18 protein-coding genes are annotated in these 15,312 nt (G+C 73.7%); 13 read left to right on the top strand and 5 right to left on the bottom strand.

Features of this window, described 5'->3' with window-relative positions; genetic code table 11:
• The 8 genes from OFY01_RS07945 to OFY01_RS07910 form a co-directional block, all read left to right on the top strand.
• On the top strand, nucleotides 1-458 hold a 458-nt coding region (locus OFY01_RS07945; protein WP_266597717.1), incomplete at its 5' end, for a hypothetical protein.
• Between the two features lie 27 nt (nucleotides 459-485).
• Nucleotides 486-1,694 (top strand): segregation and condensation protein A, encoded by a 1,209-nt coding sequence (locus OFY01_RS07940; protein WP_266597715.1) that lies wholly within the window; start codon nucleotides 486-488, stop codon nucleotides 1,692-1,694.
• Between the two features lie 74 nt (nucleotides 1,695-1,768).
• Entirely contained in the window at nucleotides 1,769-2,362 is a 594-nt protein-coding gene (scpB, locus tag OFY01_RS07935; protein WP_266597719.1) for an SMC-Scp complex subunit ScpB, read from the top strand.
• Nucleotides 2,362-3,489 (top strand): pseudouridine synthase, encoded by a 1,128-nt coding sequence (locus tag OFY01_RS07930; RefSeq protein ID WP_266597713.1) that lies wholly within the window; start codon nucleotides 2,362-2,364, stop codon nucleotides 3,487-3,489. Before scpB ends, OFY01_RS07930 begins: the two co-directional genes overlap by 1 nt.
• A 64-nt stretch (nucleotides 3,490-3,553) precedes the next feature.
• A complete protein-coding gene (locus OFY01_RS07925; protein ID WP_266597711.1) occupies nucleotides 3,554-4,354 on the top strand; it encodes an NUDIX hydrolase in 801 nt (266 codons plus the stop codon).
• Nucleotides 4,351-5,361, top strand: coding sequence for an ADP-ribosylglycohydrolase family protein (locus tag OFY01_RS07920; protein ID WP_266597709.1), 1,011 nt, complete (start codon nucleotides 4,351-4,353; stop codon nucleotides 5,359-5,361). The genes OFY01_RS07925 and OFY01_RS07920 overlap by 4 nt, the downstream gene beginning before the upstream one ends.
• Before the next feature lie 55 nt (nucleotides 5,362-5,416).
• Nucleotides 5,417-6,196 (top strand): nucleotidyltransferase domain-containing protein, encoded by a 780-nt coding sequence (locus OFY01_RS07915; RefSeq protein ID WP_266597707.1) that lies wholly within the window; start codon nucleotides 5,417-5,419, stop codon nucleotides 6,194-6,196.
• An 83-nt stretch (nucleotides 6,197-6,279) separates the two neighbouring features.
• A complete protein-coding gene (locus tag OFY01_RS07910) occupies nucleotides 6,280-6,678 on the top strand; it encodes a helix-turn-helix domain-containing protein (RefSeq protein WP_323135489.1) in 399 nt (132 codons plus the stop codon).
• Between the two features lie 15 nt (nucleotides 6,679-6,693).
• On the opposite strand, the gene OFY01_RS07905 is transcribed toward OFY01_RS07910, so the two are convergent.
• Nucleotides 6,694-7,446, bottom strand: a complete 753-nt coding sequence (locus OFY01_RS07905; protein WP_266597705.1) for a nucleotidyltransferase domain-containing protein — start codon at nucleotides 7,444-7,446, stop codon at nucleotides 6,694-6,696.
• A 271-nt stretch (nucleotides 7,447-7,717) separates the two neighbouring features.
• Here OFY01_RS07905 and aroH point away from each other — a divergent pair, with 271 nt between their 5' ends.
• The 5 genes from aroH to der all read left to right on the top strand — a co-directional run bounded on the left by aroH (nucleotide 7,718) and on the right by der (nucleotide 12,278).
• Nucleotides 7,718-8,098: a chorismate mutase gene (gene aroH / locus OFY01_RS07900; protein ID WP_266597703.1), complete on the top strand. Its 381-nt coding sequence runs from the start codon at nucleotides 7,718-7,720 to the stop codon at nucleotides 8,096-8,098.
• Nucleotides 8,095-9,180, top strand: coding sequence for a prephenate dehydrogenase (locus OFY01_RS07895; RefSeq protein WP_266597701.1), 1,086 nt, complete (start codon nucleotides 8,095-8,097; stop codon nucleotides 9,178-9,180). The genes aroH and OFY01_RS07895 overlap by 4 nt, the downstream gene beginning before the upstream one ends.
• An 88-nt stretch (nucleotides 9,181-9,268) precedes the next feature.
• Nucleotides 9,269-9,964 (top strand): (d)CMP kinase, encoded by a 696-nt coding sequence (cmk, locus tag OFY01_RS07890; protein WP_266597699.1) that lies wholly within the window; start codon nucleotides 9,269-9,271, stop codon nucleotides 9,962-9,964.
• A complete protein-coding gene (locus OFY01_RS07885; protein ID WP_266597697.1) occupies nucleotides 9,922-10,626 on the top strand; it encodes a lysophospholipid acyltransferase family protein in 705 nt (234 codons plus the stop codon). The genes cmk and OFY01_RS07885 overlap by 43 nt, the downstream gene beginning before the upstream one ends.
• 170 nt (nucleotides 10,627-10,796) lie before the next feature.
• Nucleotides 10,797-12,278 (top strand): ribosome biogenesis GTPase Der, encoded by a 1,482-nt coding sequence (gene der / locus OFY01_RS07880; protein ID WP_266597695.1) that lies wholly within the window; start codon nucleotides 10,797-10,799, stop codon nucleotides 12,276-12,278.
• Between the two features lie 134 nt (nucleotides 12,279-12,412).
• On the opposite strand, the gene OFY01_RS07875 is transcribed toward der, so the two are convergent.
• The 4 genes from OFY01_RS07875 to OFY01_RS07860 all read right to left on the bottom strand — a co-directional run.
• On the bottom strand, nucleotides 12,413-12,715 hold the full coding sequence (locus tag OFY01_RS07875; RefSeq protein ID WP_266597693.1) for a hypothetical protein: 303 nt from the start codon (nucleotides 12,713-12,715) through the stop codon (nucleotides 12,413-12,415).
• 206 nt (nucleotides 12,716-12,921) lie between these two features.
• Entirely contained in the window at nucleotides 12,922-13,716 is a 795-nt protein-coding gene (locus OFY01_RS07870; protein ID WP_266597691.1) for a hypothetical protein, read from the bottom strand.
• A gap of 179 nt (nucleotides 13,717-13,895) precedes the next feature.
• Nucleotides 13,896-14,582 carry an ATP-binding cassette domain-containing protein gene (locus OFY01_RS07865; protein ID WP_266597689.1) on the bottom strand — a complete coding sequence of 229 codons (687 nt, stop codon included), beginning with the start codon at nucleotides 14,580-14,582 and terminating at the stop codon, nucleotides 13,896-13,898.
• Nucleotides 14,579-15,312: ATP-binding cassette domain-containing protein (locus OFY01_RS07860; protein ID WP_266597687.1), on the bottom strand; the 734-nt coding region annotated here is incomplete at its 5' end. The genes OFY01_RS07865 and OFY01_RS07860, both read right to left, overlap by 4 nt.

Below are 15,312 nucleotides of genomic sequence, written 5' to 3'. Positions count from 1 at the left end.
ACCCGACGCTCTTCCGATCTGAGGCGGAGGGCGACGCGTCGGCGGCCGCTCACGCCGAGCACGCAACCGCCGAGGCGCAGACGGAGGGCTCGCGGAGCCGGGCGGCCGCGCAGGAGCGGACCGACCGGTCCGAGGACGGGCAGAAGCCCGCGCGGCGCTCCTCCGGTGGGGCGCAGGAAGGTTCTGGCAGCGGTCGGAGCGGGGCCACCGCCCGGCGCAGGTCCCGTGGGGGCAACCGGCGCCCCAGTGGGCGTGAGCGGCACGACGAGAAGATCACGGTGTACGTCTCCGCCGAGGAGCTGATGGACCTCGAACACGCGCGCCTCGTGCTGCGCGGGGAGCACGGGCTCGCGGTCGACCGCGGGCGCATCGTGCGGGAGGCCGTGGCCGTGGTCCTCGCCGACCTGGAGTCGCGCGGGGACGCGAGCATTCTGGTGCGCAGGCTGCGCGGGCGGTAGGACGGTTTACCGGTAGCCTCCGGCCTTGTGCCAGTGAACGAATCTCCTGCCTCTACGCCCCCGGCGGGCGGGCGGCGCCGTGCGCTGGGGCGAGGAGGTCTGGCGGGACCGGCGGACGCCACCGCCGAACCGGGGACCGGCCCCGCGGCTGAACCGGGGGCCGACCCCGAGGCCGAACCGGGGACCGGCCCCGAGGCCGAACCGGGGGCCGACCCCGAGGCTCCTTCCCCCGGCACCGGGGGCCGACTTGCCCACCCTGCCGCCCAGGGCCGCAGACCCCCCGAGGCGGCGGACGCCGAACCAGAGGCGGCGGAGCCGGATGCTGTGCCCAAGGCGGCGGAGCCGGACGCTGTGCCCAAGGCGGTGGGCGCCGGGCCGGAGGCGGCGGGTGAAGGTGATGCCGAAGGCGGCGACGGGCGGTTCACCGTTCGGCTTGCCAACTTCGAGGGGCCCTTCGACCTTCTGTTGCAGCTCATCTCGAAGCACAAGCTCGATGTCACCGAGGTCGCGCTCTCCAAGGTGACCGACGAGTTCATGGCGCACATCCGCGCCATGGGCCCCGACTGGGACCTCGACCAGACCACGGAGTTCCTGGTCGTCGCCGCGACGCTGCTCGACCTCAAGGCGGCCCGGCTGCTGCCCGCCGCCGACGTCGAGGACGAGGCCGACCTCGCCCTGCTCGAAGCGCGCGACCTGCTGTTCGCGCGGCTGCTTCAGTACCGCGCGTACAAGCAGATCGCCGACATCTTCAGCTGTCGCACGGAGGACGAGGCGCGGCGCTACCCGAGGACCGTCGGGCTCGAACCGCACCACGCCGAGCTGCTGCCCGACGTCGTGATCAGCATCGGCGCCGAAGGGTTCGCCCGGCTCGCCGTGAAGGCGATGCAGCCCAAGCCCAAGCCGCAGGTGTACGTCGACCACATCCACGCCCCGCTGGTCAGCGTGCAGGAGCAGGCCGCCGTGGTCGTGGCCCGCCTGCGGGAGCTGGGCGAGGCCAGGTTCGCCGAGCTGGTCGCCGACACCGACGACACGCTCACCGTCGTCGCCCGGTTCCTCGCCCTCCTGGAGCTCTACCGCGAGAAGGCCGTCGCCCTGGACCAGGAGGTCGCGCTCGGCGAACTCCTGGTGCGCTGGACCGGCGGGGAGGGCGAGTCCGAGCCGGTCGTCACCGACGAGTTCGACCGCCCGCCGGAGCCCGCCCCGCAGACCGAACAGGAAAAGGAGGGAGCGTCGTGAGCGCCACGACCGACGAGAGCGCCGCGGCCACCGTGGCCGGACTCGACCTCAAGCCCGCCCTGGAAGCCGTCCTCATGGTGGTCGACGAGCCCGCCACCGAGGAGCACCTCGCGAAGATCCTCCAGCGGCCCAGGAGGGCGGTGGCGGACGCGCTGCGTGAGCTGGCCGACGAGTACACCGTGCAGGGCCGCGGCTTCGAGCTGCGGCTCGTGGCCGGGGGCTGGCGGTTCTACACGCGGCCCGAGTACGCCGCCGCCGTCGAGGGCTTCGTGCTCGACGGGCAGGTGGCCCGGCTCACCCAGGCGGCCCTGGAGACCCTGGCCGTCGTCGCCTACCGCCAGCCGGTCAGCCGCTCGCGGGTCTCGGCGGTGCGCGGCGTGAACTGCGACGGGGTCATGCGCACCCTGCTCCAGCGCGGTCTGGTCGAGGAGGCGGGCACGGAACCCGAAACAGGTGCGATCCTGTACAGGACGACGAACTACTTCCTGGAGCGGATGGGCCTGCGCGGCCTGGACGAGCTGCCGGAGCTCGCGCCCTTCCTCCCCGAGGCGGACGCGATCGAGGCCGAGACGCAGGAAGGGGTCCCGTCGTTCGACCCGGACGCACCCGACGCGCCGGGACCGGGGTACGAGTACACCGAACAGACGGCAGACAAGACGGAACTTTGATGCGAAGCAGCAGCGGCAGGAACAGCAGCGGAAACAACGGCGGGAGCCGTGGTGGCAACAGCGGCGGCCGCGGCAGGACCAGCGGTGGTCGCGGCAACTACCGCGGCGCCGGAAACGACCGGGACGACCGGCAGGGCGGCGGCAGCGGGCGCCCGCGCAGGCCGCGCCCCGAGGAGCGGCGCTACGACGTGGGTCCGAACGCGTCGCAGGAGGGCCCCAAGTCGGGCCGCGGCGCCTCGGCGCGCGGCGGCTCCAAGGGCGGCCCCAAGCAGGGGCAGCGCTCCGGCGGCCGTTCGGCCCCGGCGCGCTCGCGCGAGTACGAGGCGCGGGCCGAGGAGCGCAACCGCGAGCGGTACGCGGGCAGGAAGCAGGTGAGCCTGCCCAAGACCTTCCCGGGCGCCGAGCAGGAGGGAGAGCGGCTGCAGAAGGTGCTCGCCCGCGCCGGTTACGGTTCGCGGCGCGCCTGCGAGGAGCTGATCGAGCAGGCCCGCGTCGAGATCAACGGCGAGATCGTCCTGGAGCAGGGCCGCCGGGTCGACCCGGAGAAGGACGAGATCAAGGTCGACGGGCTGACCGTGGCCACGCAGTCGTACCAGTTCTTCTCGCTGAACAAGCCCGCGGGCGTCGTGTCGACGATGGAGGACCCGGAGGGGCGCCAGTGCCTGGGCGACTACGTCACCAACCGTGAGACGCGTCTGTTCCACGTCGGTCGGCTCGACACCGAGACCGAGGGCGTCATCCTGCTGACGAACCACGGCGAGCTGGCGCACCGCCTCACCCACCCCAAGTACGGCGTGCGGAAGACGTACCTGGCGCACATCGTCGGCCCGATCCCGCGCGACCTGGGCAAGCAGCTCAAGGACGGCATCCAGCTGGAGGACGGGTACGCGCGCGCGGACCACTTCCGTGTCGTCGAGCAGACCGGCAAGAACTACCTGGTCGAGGTGACCCTGCACGAGGGCCGCAAGCACATCGTGCGGCGGATGCTCGCCGAGGCGGGTTTCCCGGTCGACAAGCTGGTCCGGGTGTCGTTCGGGCCGATCACCCTGGGTGACCAGAAGTCGGGCTGGCTGCGGCGCCTGTCCAACACCGAGGTAGGCATGCTGATGAAGGAAGTCGATCTGTAGGGCTTGTCGTGCGGGCCCCCTCCCTTTAAGGTCGTTGAGACCAATAAAAGGAGGGGGCTCCGGCATGCAGGGGCGCGACAAGGACGAAGGCGGAGAGAGAACGGGCCACGAGGCGTACGACAACGGCGAGGCGTACGACAGGCGCGCCTACGAACCCTTCGCCGTCACCGTCGACCTCGCCGTCTTCACCATCCGCTCCGGGCGGCTGCACATCCTGCTCGTGGAGCGAGGCCAGAGCCCGTACGCGGGCCGCTGGGCGCTGCCCGGAGGATTCCTGCGGCCGGACGAGTCCGCGGAGCGCGCCGCCCGGCGCGAGCTCGCCGAGGAGACCGGGCTCGCGGACGTCGCCGGGCTCCACCTGGAGCAGCTGCGCACCTACAGCGAGCCGGACCGCGACCCCCGCATGCGGGTCGTCTCCGTCGCCTTCGCCGCGCTCGTGCCGGACGCGCCCCAGGCGCACGGCGGGGGAGACGCGGCCCGCGCCGCCTGGCTGCCGTACGGGACGGGGGCGCAGGGCCCCGGTCCGCTCGCCTTCGACCACGACCGGATCCTCGCCGACGCCCACGAACGGATCGGCGGCAAGCTGGAGTACACCTGTCTGGCCACCGCCTTCTGCCCGCCCCGGTTCACGCTCGGCGAGCTGCGGCAGGTCTACGAGGTGGTGTGGGGCACCGATCTCGACCCCGCCAACTTCCGCCGCAAGGTCCTCGCCACGCCGGGCTTCGTGGAACAGATCCCCGGCGCCTCCCGGCTCACCGGCGGCCGCGGCAAGCCCGCCGCGCTGTACCGCGCCGGGGGAGCGGTCTGGCTCCACCCTCCCCTGCTTCGCCCCACGCCGGAACGCCCGGAAGGACCCCGCCCATGACCCGCCGCCCCGCCACCGGCTCGCTCCTCGGCCTCGCGCTCGGGGACGCGCTCGGCTTCCCCACCGAGTTCAACGACGTGCCCGCGATCCTCGCCAAGTGCGGTCCGTGGCGCGAGATGGAGCTGCCAGGACCGGTCGCCTGGATCACGGACGACACCCAGATGGCGCTCGCCGTCTCGCGCGCGCTGCGCGCGGCGGCGGGCGAGCCGGCCGAACCCGGACGGTACGCGGAGCTTCTGCGCCGCGAGTTCATCGCCTGGAACCGGTCGCCCGACAACAACCGCGCCCCCGGTAACACCTGCCTCACCGCTTGCGGCCTCCTGGAGGACGAGCGCCGGGACTGGCGGGACGCCGGCCAGATCGACTCCAAGGGCTGCGGCGCCAACATGCGGGTCACGCCGTTCGGCCTGGTGCCCGGCCTGACCGACGAGGAGCGCTCCGGCGCCGCCCAGCTGCAGGCGGCGCTCACCCACGGCCACCCCACGGCCCTCGCCGCCGCCGACCTCACCGCGCACGCCACACGGCTGCTCGCCCAGGGCGCCGACCCCACCGGACTCGTCGGCCGGCTGCGCTCGTACGCCTACGACAACCGGGAGACCTACCGCGAGAAGTGGCTCGGCGACCTGTGGCGCCGCGCGCAGGACCCCGGCCCCGAGCACTTCATCGCGCGCGGCTGGGACGACTGCCTCGCCGCCCTGGCACGCCTGGAGGCCGCGCTGCGCGACGCCAACCCGGAGGTCGACCCGTGCTTGGCCACCGGCGCCGGCTGGATCGCCGAAGAGGCCCTCGCCACCGGCCTGCTGTGCTTCCTGCTCTTCGTCTCCGACCCGGTCACCGCGCTGCGCCGCGCCGCCTGCACGTCCGGCGACTCGGACTCGATCGCGGCGCTGACCGGGGCGTTCGCGGGCGCCCACCTCGGCGCGGACGCCTGGCCCGAGCCGTGGGCCGCACGCATCGAGCACCGCGACGTCCTGCTGGCGTTCGGGGCGGAGTGGGACGCGGCCTGAGGCGTCCTGCCGTAGTTCGGTGGGGCGCGGCCGGGCCGTCGGGCAGCATGGGCGGATGATCACCGACGCCCAGCTGCCCACCACCATGGCGGACCTGTCGGCCGTGGCGGCCTCGGAGCCCGACCCCGTGCTCTTCGCCACGGTCTCGGGGGCGCACCTGTACGGGTTCCCCTCACGCGACTCCGACGTCGACCTGCGCGGCGTCCACCTGCTGCCCGCGCAGGCGCTGGTCGGCCTGCGCGAGCCCGAGGAGACCCGCACGCGGATGTGGGTCACGGACGGCGTCGAGATGGACCTCGTCACGCACGACCTGCGCAAGTTCGCCCGCCTGATGCTCCGCCGCAACGGCTACGTCCTGGAGCAGCTGCTCTCGCCGCTGGTGGCCCGGACCAGTGAGGCACACGCCGAACTCGCCGCCCTGGCCCCCGAGGTCCTCACCCGGGGGCACGCCCACCACTACCGGGGTTTCGCCCGCACCCAGTGGCGGCTCCACGAGAAGACGCGGGAGCTCAAGCCGCTCCTCTACACCTTCCGCGCGCTGCTCACCGGCATCCACCTGATGCGCAGCGGACAGGTGCAGGCCCATCTGCCCACGCTCCTGGCGGAGACGGGACAGGCACCGTCGTACGTACCCGAGCTGATCGCCGCCAAGTGGGAGGCGGAGCACGGCGGGTCCGACGTCGACCACGCGCGCGTGGCCGCAGACATCGAGGCGCTGCACGCCGTGCTCGACGAGGCCGCCACCGCCTCGGCGCTGCCGGAGGTCCCGGCCGCGTACGACGCGTTGCACGACCTGGTCGTACGGGTCCGGCTCGACGCGCGGCTAGTGCTGTGAGCGGAAGCGATCACCGGGTCGGTGTCGACAGACCGTGGACCGGTTGGATGCGACGACACGTCCGATCGGTGCGGGGAGGGCGCGTGGCAGGGCCGGTCAGGGTTCGTCGACCCTCCGAGCGGGAGGGGCGCAAGCTCCAGCGAATCGTTCGTCGGGGCAGCACCACGACGATGCGGAACCGGCGGGCGATGATGTTGCCGGCTCCGGCGGGCGGGAACACGGTGCCGGTGCGCACGCGACTCGTGCAGGCCGAGGGGGACAGCGTCCACGACGTGATCCACCGCTTCAACGAGATCGGGCCGGCCTGTCTGGACCCTCGGTGGGCGGGAGGCCGTCCCCGCTTGCTCACGGATGACGACGAGGACTTCGTCGTCCGGACGGCCACCACTCGCCCCGCGAAGGCCAAGACCTGCGGCGACGAGCGACGGCACGCTCAGGAACAGCACGGCCACGAGGGGGAGCCGGTCGACACCGACCGGTGATCGTTTCCGGTCACGTCACCAGCCGATCGCTGACGCCCGCCGCGTGCGGACGAGGAAGTCCTCCACCCGGGCTGTGTCCGGCTCCGGTGGCAGCGGCGAACCCGGCGCCGCCGCCTCCGCCTCCTCGGACAGCCGCGTCATCCACGCCTCGACCCGCGGCCACGGAACCTCGCCCCGCTTCACCGCCAGCAGCTCCTGACGGTGGTCGCCCATGTCGATCGTCAGCTCGCCCGTGCGCAGCAGGTCGCGGCAGGAGATCAGGAGGCGCACCAAGTGCATGGCGTGCTTCCAGCGCGGCGCGCCGTGGTTGCGGACGTCTGCGTCCAGCTTCTTGCGCTGGCCGATCGCGTACCGGGCGAATGTGTCGTGTGCCTGACGGGAGACGAACGCCGTGCGCAGGGCGAGCAGTTCGCGGCCCGTCTCGGTGATCCGCTCGACCAGCGGCGAGTGCAGGCACTCCAGGACGTTCGGGTTGGCGCGCAACGCCAGTTCGCAGAAGCGCTCCAGCTCCCAGGAGAACTGCTCGTCCGCCGGGCCCTGCACATGCGTCGGCGGCTTCTCGAAGCGCCAGAAGAGCGGCGTCGGGGCCAGATACACGCCCCGCAGGTCCGTGTCACTGCCCTCCGTGGCCAGGCCGAAGGCGCGCGAGCCCATGACGCAGGCGTAGACGGTGTGGTCGCGTACCAGGTCTACCGGGGCTGGGGCCGGGGCCGGGGTCGGGGTCGGTCCTGGTTCCGGTCGTGGCTCGGGCGGTGGCTTCGGTCGCATCGGGTGAGCGTAGAAGCTGTCGGCTGCCCGGCGGCACCGGTTTTCCTCGGCCGTCCGGGGGCGAGTGGCGGCGTCGTACGGGTCGGCGACATGGGCAGAGGCCCCGTTCCGGAACGTCGGGGAAGGGCCCGCCCGGTGGACTGCTGCCCCCGCACGTGCCAGGCGCCCGTCTCGGCAGGCGGGCGGCGCCCACCCGCGCGTGCCCGCCTGGCTACCCTTGACGACATCCCCTGACGGGATCCCGTACGTGAGCAGCGCGAGGAGATGTGACGTGGCGGTACGAGCGGTGCGGGGCGCCGTCCAGCTCGATCGGGACGAGGCCGGGCACATGGCCGAGCGGGTCGGCGAGCTGCTGACCGCCGTCCTGGAGCGGAACGGGCTGACCGCGGACGACCTCATCTCCATCTGGTTCACGGCCACCCCCGACCTGCACAGCGACTTCCCCGCGGCCGCCGCCCGCAAGCTCGGCGACGGTCCGGCGGCGGGCCTGGCCGACGTGCCGCTGCTGTGTGCTCAGGAGCTCGACATCGACGGGGCCATGCCGCGTGTCGTCCGCCTCCTCGCGCACGTGGAGACCCCGCTGCCCCGCTCCGAAGTCGCGCACGTCTACCTCGGTGCCGCGGCCACCCTGCGCAAGGACATCGCCCAGTGAGAACCGCACTCGTCATCGGCACCGGCCTGATCGGCACCTCCGCCGCCCTCGCCCTGGCCTCGCGCGGGGTGACCGTGCACCTCGCCGACCACGACCCCGAGCAGGCCCGCACCGCCGCCGCGCTCGGGGCCGGCACCGACGCCGCCCCCGAGTCGGCCGTCGACCTGTGCGTCGTCGCCGTGCCGCCCGCGCACGTCGCCACGTCCCTGGCCGACGCGATGCGACGCGGCGTCGCCCGCGCCTACCTCGACGTCGCCAGCGTCAAGGGCGGACCGCGCCGCGACCTGGAAGCGCTCGGCCTCGACCTCACCACCTACATCGGTACGCACCCGATGAGCGGCCGCGAGCGCAGCGGACCGCTCGCCGCCACCGCCGACCTCTTCGAGGGGCGGCCGTGGGTCCTCACCCCGACCCCAAAGACCGACACCGAGGTCCTCAACCTCGCCCTGGAACTCGTCGCGCTGTGCCGGGCCGTCCCCGTCGTCATGGACGCCGAAGCCCACGACCGGGCCGTCGCCCTGGTCTCCCACATGCCGCACCTGGTCTCCGCGATGGTCGCGGCCCGACTGGAGCACGCCGAGGAGAGCGCCGTACGGCTGTGCGGGCAGGGCATCCGGGACGTCACCCGGATCGCCGCCTCGGACCCGAGGATGTGGATCGACATCCTCGCCGCCAACCCGGGCCCCGTCGCCGACCTGCTCTCCGACGTGGCGGGCGACCTGGAGGAGACCGTACGGGCCCTGCGCTCGTTGCAGTCCGCCGACGACGCCAAGCGGCTGGAGGGCGCGGGCGGCGTCGAGACGGTGCTGCGGCGCGGCAACGCGGGCCGCTCCCGCGTGCCCGGCAAGCACGGCGCGGCCCCGGCCGCGTACGAGATCGTCGCCGTGCTCATCTCCGACCAGCCGGGCGAACTGGCCCGGATCTTCGCGGACGCGGGCGCCGCCGGTGTCAACGTCGAGGACGTACGGATCGAGCACGCCACCGGTCAGCAGGCCGGTTTCGTCCAGCTCATGGTGCAGCCCGCCGCCGCGCCCAAGCTCGCCGCCGCCCTGCGCGAGCGCGGCTGGGCCATGCGGCAGTAAGAGGCGCTTTCCGGAGCCAGTAACCTTGTGCGGGGCGTGTCTGCGCCTCGCACCCCTGCCCCGCGCCCGAGAAAGGTGTCCGTCACCCATGGAAACCGCCGCGACCGCCGCCCCCGAAGCTGTGATCGTCGCCATCGACGGACCCTCCGGCACCGGCAAGTCCAGCACCTCGAAGGCCGTCGCCGCCCAGCTCGGCCTCAGCTACCTGGACACCGGCGCGCAGTACCGGGCGATCACCTGGTGGATGGTGAACAACGGCATCGACCTGACCGACCCGACCGCCATCGCCGCCGTCGCGGGCAAGGCCGAGATCGTCTCCGGCACCGACCCGGCCGACCCGACCATCACGGTCGACGGCACCGACGTCGCCGGACCGATCCGCACCGCCGAGGTCACCTCCAAGGTCAGCGCCGTCAGCGCGGTGCCCGAGGTGCGCGCCCGCATCACCGAGCTGCAGCGCTCCATCGCCACCTCCGCCGAGCGGGGCATCGTCGTCGAGGGCCGCGACATCGGCACGACCGTGCTGCCCGACGCCGACCTGAAGATCTTCCTCACCGCGTCCCCCGAGGCCCGCGCCGCCCGCCGCTCCGGCGAGCTCAAGGGCGCCGACGTCAAGGCGACGCAGGAGGCCCTCGCCAAACGCGACCACGCCGACTCCAGCCGCACGACGTCGCCGCTCGCCAAGGCCGACGACGCCGTCGAGGTCGACACCACCGAACTCACCCTGCAGCAGGTCATCGAGTGCGTCGTCACCCTCGTCGAGGAGAAGCGGGCCGGCAAGTGAGCCGGTCCGGTCCCGGGGTCGCGAACCCCTCCCAGCGCGGCGCCGAGGTCGGGCGGCGCATCGGGGTCGGCCTGATGTACGGGCTGTGGAAGCCGCGCGTCCTCGGCGCCTGGCGGGTGCCGGCCACCGGCCCGGTCATCCTCGCCGTCAACCACTCCCACAACATCGACGGTCCGATGGTCATGGGCGTCGCCCCGCGCCCCGCGCACTTCCTGATCAAGCAGGAGGCGTTCGTCGGACCGCTCGGCCCCTTCCTCGAAGGCATCGGCCAGGTGAGGGTCGACCGGTCCACCGCCGACCGCACGGCCATCACCCGTGCGCTCGGCGTCCTCGCCGACGGGGGCGTGCTCGGCATCTTCCCCGAGGGAACCCGGGGCGAGGGCGACTTCGCGTCGCTGCGCGCGGGCCTCGCGTACTTCGCGGTGCGCGGCGCGGCACCGGTCGTCCCGGTCGCCGTGCTCGGCAGCACGGAACGGCGCGGACGGCTGATAAAGGGCCTGCCGCCGCTGCGCAGCCGCGTCGACGTCGTCTTCGGTGACCCGTTCGACGCCGGTGACGGCAGCGGGCGGCGCACGCGCAAGGCGCTCGACGAGGCGACCGTGCGCATTCAGGAGCGGCTCACCGGCCACCTGGAAAACGCCAGGCGCCTGACCGGGCGCTGAGCGACACTTGCCCCGTGGGAGTTGCCCAGCCCGTTCGGCCTCACCTGGCCGACCTGCTGGTCAGGCCGGGGGGCCGGGGGCCGTCCCCCGGGAAAACACAGCAGTAGTGCGCGGCTCCTCGCCGGGGCCGGGCACCGATCACCACGAATGAACGACGAGGTACGGACTTCATGAACGACGAGAACCAGCCCGCGGGCGACGGCTCGGCCGAACACGACCACGGGGCGCTTGGCGAGGCCGAGTACGCGCAGTTCATGGAGCTCGCCGCCGAAGAGGGCTTCGACATCGAGGACGTCGAGGGCGCCATCGAGGAGGCCGGCCACGGCCCGCTGCCCGTCCTCGCCGTCGTCGGCCGCCCCAACGTCGGCAAGTCGACGCTGGTGAACCGCATCATCGGCCGCCGCGAGGCCGTCGTCGAGGACCGGCCGGGCGTCACCCGCGACCGCGTCACCTACGAGGCCGAGTGGGCGGGCCGCCGCTTCAAGGTCGTCGACACCGGCGGCTGGGAGCAGGACGTCCTCGGTATCGACGCGTCCGTGGCCGCACAGGCCGAGTACGCGATCGAGGCCGCCGACGCCGTGGTGTTCGTGGTCGACGCGACCGTCGGTGCCACCGACACCGACGGGGCCGTCGTACGGCTGCTGCGCAAGGCGGGCAAGCCCGTCGTGCTGTGCGCCAACAAGGTCGACGGCCCCTCCGGCGAGGCCGACGCCGCCTCCCTGTGGTCGCTGGGCCTCGGCGAGCCGCACCCGGTGTCCGCGCTGCACGGCCGCGGCACCGGCGACATGCTCGACGCGGTCCTCGAAGCCCTGCCCGAGGCCCCGAAGCAGACCTTCGGCGGCGCCGGGATCGGCGGCCCGCGCCGCATCGCGCTCATCGGCCGCCCGAACGTCGGCAAGTCGTCGCTGCTCAACAAGGTGGCCAACGAGGAGCGCGTCGTCGTCAACGAGCTGGCGGGCACCACCCGTGACCCGGTCGACGAGCTCATCGAACTCGGCGGCGTCACCTGGAAGTTCGTCGACACGGCGGGTATCCGCAAGCGCGTCCACCTCCAGCAGGGCGCCGACTACTACGCCTCGCTGCGCACCGCCGCCGCCGTCGAGAAGGCCGAGGTCGCGGTCATCCTCATCGACGCGTCCGAGTCGATCTCCGTGCAGGACCAGCGGATCGTCACCATGGCCGTCGAGGCGGGCCGCGCGATCGTCGTCGCGTACAACAAGTGGGACACCCTCGACGAGGAGCGCCGCTACTACCTGGAGCGGGAGATCGAGACCGAGCTCGCCCAGATCGCCTGGGCGCCGCGCGTCAACGTGTCGGCGCGCACCGGGCGGCACATGGAGAAGCTGGTCCCGGCGATCGAGACCGCCCTGGCCGGCTGGGAGACGCGGGTGCCGACCGGGCGCCTGAACTCCTTCCTCGGCGAGCTGGTCGCCTCCCACCCGCACCCGGTGCGCGGCGGCAAGCAGCCCCGCATTCTCTTCGGCACGCAGGCGGGCACCAAGCCGCCGCGGTTCGTGCTCTTCGCCTCCGGCTTCATCGAGCACGGCTACCGGCGCTTCATCGAGCGGCGGCTGCGCGAGGAGTTCGGCTTCGACGGCACGCCGATCCATATCTCCGTACGCGTGCGGGAGAAGCGCGGCCGCAAGAAGTAGCCGCCCCTGCTCCCGCAGGAGACGACCTCTGCGACCCCGGCCCCCTCAGGGGGCGAAAAGAAGCCCTCCGCGCCGACTCGGCGGGGAGGGCTTTCGGGCGCGAGGGCCCAGCTCACGGACCGGGCGGCGCGGACTCAGAACGCGCGGCGCGGGGCCGGCGGCAGGGCCGCCGGGAAGTGCTGCGTGACGGGCACGTGCGCCGCCGGGGCGGGCTGCCGCGGCGGCTGCCACTGGTGGTGCTGCGTGGGCTGGTAGTGCGGCATGTGGTGCTGCCGCGCCGCCCCGTACGCCCCCACCCCGAACCCGGTGAACACGAGGTCCTCCTCACCGCTGCGGTCACCGGGCAGGGCCCGGAAGGACCGTCGGTACTCCGCGTACAGGGTGTCGTAGATCGGGGTGGCCGAGCGGCTCGCCGAACGGTCCTCGGCGGGACGCATCGGCGGAATGGGGCTCTGGTACGGCTGACGCCGCCCGGAGACGTGGGCCGAGGTGGGGTCGTATGGGTGCACGCTGGCCCAACGACCGGGGCCCCCGCGTGGATGCGCCTTTGGCCTGGGCTTTTCCCCCGGATACCGTCAGGGGCCCGGGCCGTCGTCGACGAGGTGACCGGCGCGTCCGCGGGGGCCCGCGGCGGTGGAGCGGATCAGGTACCCGCGAGCGGCATCATGGCGGCCACCAGACGGCCGTTGGCCGCGGCCTTGTCGAGGGCGTCGCGCAGCACGTCCTCGCGCGGCTGACGGCCGATCGAGCCGGCCGGGGCGGCGAACACGATCACGTGCTGCGTCTTGTTGGCGGCGGCCCGCCAGCCCTCGGTGACCTGCAGCGGCTGGTGCGCCTGCCACCAGGCGACCTGACCGGACGTGCCGCCGGTGCCCGGCTGGAGGACCGCGTGCAGCTGCCCCATCGCCAGCAGCACCGACCAGCCGGACAGCGTGGACGGCGCCTCGGACAGCTCGGTGACCGGCATGAAGCCCTGCTCGATCAGGAGCGGCAGGAAGTCGTCGCCGCCGCCCTCGGCGCCGGGCCGCGAGATCGGCCCGGTCGGCTCGACGACCAGCGCGGGGTGCAGCTCACCGGCGATCAGCACCAGGCCGCTGGTGATCCCGAGCACGGCCTGCGCCGGGGCGCCGTCGCCCGCCGCCTCGGGCGCGGGCATGGAGGCCGCCCCGGCGGCGGCCTGGACCGCGCCCTGGAGCTGGTCCTCGGCGACCCGGACGACCTGGGAGGGCAGGCAACGGGCGTGGGCGAAGGCGAGGACGGCGGTCTCGTCGCCGACGAACAGGACGGTGCTGGTCTGTTCTTGCTCCGGGTCGCCCGGGGTGCGGCAGGACGTGCAGTCGTAGCCACCAGGGTTGTTGTCTCCGGCGAGCAGCCTGTCGGCTTCGTCGTCGCCGATCTCGGCGCGTACGTCGTCGCTGACGTCGAGCAAGCGCGGCACGGGGGGCTCCTCAGGATCGGTCGAGCAGGTGTGTGTCTTGAGTCCACGTATGCGGGCCGCGGGCGATACGACTCGCGGGCACGTGCCACGCATACGGGCTCATGAAGGGACAACGGCTGATCCGGCGCCGGAGTAACGCCCGGAACCGGACGGAATCCCCGCGCCCCCGCGCCCCCGCGTCACCTCTCGCGGCCGTCTGCCCCGCCCGTCTCGCCCGCCTCGCCCCTGAACACCACGGCCCCGCGCCCCAGTTCGTACACGAGTACGGTGGCCGTGCCCGTCGGCCCCGGCAAACCCGGAGGCAGCCGCTGTTCGGCCAGGACCACGCACGCGTCGAGCCCGCGCAGCAATTCGTACGTGCGGGTCGCGACCCGCGGCGACATGCCCTGGGCCGGCTCGTCGACCAGGACGACGCGGGCCCCTGACAGCAGGGGACGGCACAGCGCGAGCATCCGCTGCTCGCCGCCGGAGAGCGTGCCCGCCCGCCGGCCGAGCAGCGGGCCGAGTTCGGGATAGGCGTCGAGCGCGACCGTGGTGGCGCCGCCGCGCGCGGCCAGACGCAGGTTCTCGGCGACCGTGAGCGAGGCGAACACGGCCTGCCGGTCGGGGACGAGGCACAGCCCCGCCGCCGCGCGCGCCTGCGCCGTGCGCCGGGTGACGTCCACGCCGTCCCACACCACATGCCCGGCGGCCAGCGGCACGGTGCCCGCGAGCGCCCGCAACGCGGTGGTGCGGCCCGAGCCGTTGGGGCCGAGCAGTACGGTGACGACGTCGGCGCCCGCGGGGGCCGCGACGCTGACGCCGTGCAGCGCTTCGAGCGGGCCGTACCGCACGTGCGCGGACCGCAGTTCGATGCCGCGCCTCACGTGAGGGTCCCGGCGGCCCGGTCGAGCGTCGTGCCGGGAGGCCCGGACGCGACGACGCGCCCCCCGACCATCACGTGCACGGTGTCGGCTACCTCGGCCACCAGGTCGAGGTCGTGCTCGACGACGAGCAGCGCCGTGCCGTCGGCCGCGAGCGCTCCGAGGAGCCGGGCCAGGTCGGCGACCTCGGAGTCGTCGAGACCGGCGGCGGGTTCGTCGAGCAGCAGCACGTACGGGCCGCCCGCGAGGGCACGGGCCAGCTCCATGCGGCGCAGCGTGCCGGTGGGCAGGCCGAAGGTGGCGCGGTCGCCCGAGAGTCCCAGCAGGGCGAGCATGCGACGGGCGGCGGCCGGGTCCCGCACACGCCCCTGCTCGGCGCCGACGAGGATGTTTCCGGCCACGGTCAACGTCGGGAAGACGGCCGGCTGCTGGAACGTGCGGCCGATGCCCAGGCGGGCCCGGGTGTGGTCGGGCAGCGCGGTGATGTCGCGCTCACCGAGCCGTACGCTGCCCGTGGTCGGCCGCAGCGCTCCGGCGAGGCAGTCCAACAAGGTGCTCTTGCCCGCGCCGTTGGGCCCGACCACGGCGGTGATCCGGCCGGGCGGGACCGTGATGCCGACGTCGCGCAGGACGGGGCGGGCGTCGAAGGAGACGGTGAGGCGGGCGGCGCGGAGAACGGGCGCGGGACCGCCGTCGCGGCTCCCGGCCGGGCCGGCGGGTGCGCGCCGCGGCG

This window comes from Streptomyces beihaiensis (genome assembly GCF_026274175.1).
In the GTDB taxonomy this organism is placed as follows: Bacteria; Actinomycetota; Actinomycetes; order Streptomycetales; family Streptomycetaceae; genus Streptomyces; species Streptomyces beihaiensis.
The sequence above is the reverse complement of the archived record's forward strand: the minus strand, read 5'-3'. Positions and strand labels throughout refer to the sequence as shown.